This window comes from Microtetraspora sp. AC03309 (assembly GCF_020826795.1).
GTDB classification, from domain to species: domain Bacteria; phylum Actinomycetota; class Actinomycetes; order Streptosporangiales; family Streptosporangiaceae; genus Microtetraspora; species Microtetraspora glauca.
Map to the genome: position 1 here is coordinate 1 of NZ_JADDIL010000414.1, position 528 is coordinate 528.

General features: G+C 65.9%; 2 protein-coding genes. Both read left to right on the plus strand.

Annotation, left to right across the window (positions count from 1 at the left end; translation table 11 throughout):
• Nucleotides 1-190: hypothetical protein (locus IMZ11_RS43625; protein ID WP_228649585.1), on the plus strand; the 190-nt coding region annotated here is incomplete at its 5' end.
• The coding region (locus IMZ11_RS43630) for an LLM class flavin-dependent oxidoreductase (protein WP_228649587.1) at nucleotides 187-528 on the plus strand (342 nt) is incomplete at its 3' end. The genes IMZ11_RS43625 and IMZ11_RS43630, both read left to right, overlap by 4 nt.

Sequence of the window (528 nt, forward strand, 5' to 3'; positions counted from 1 at the left end):
CTACACCGGGACCATCACCTGCCGATACAACCGCGGCACACCGCTGGGGCCGCTACGCGCCGAGGCCTACATCGACCGGACCGAAGGCGTCAAAACCTTTGCCCGGGGCCACATCAGCGACGGTGACGGCATCACCGTCGAGGCCGAAGGTGTCTTCATCACTCCGGCCTGGGCACGGGACGCCGGATGAAGTTCTACGTCAGCCTGGCCTTCATGGATACCCGGGAGGCCGTGGAAGTGGCCAGGGCCGCAGACGACCTCGGCTACGACGGAATGGGCATCCCGGACCATGTGGTGAACCTGGAAACACTGTCCACGCCGTATCCGTACACCAAGGACGGAAAGCGGCGCTGGGAGGCGTTCACCGACTGGCCGGACCCATGGGTGATGATCGGCGCGCTCGCGCTGGTGACCAGCCGGTGCATGTTCGTCACCACCGTCTACCTGCCCGCCATGCGTGATCCGTACTCGGCGGCGAAAGCCATTGCTACCGCGGCCTATCTGGCCGATGGGCGGCTGGAGCTGGGC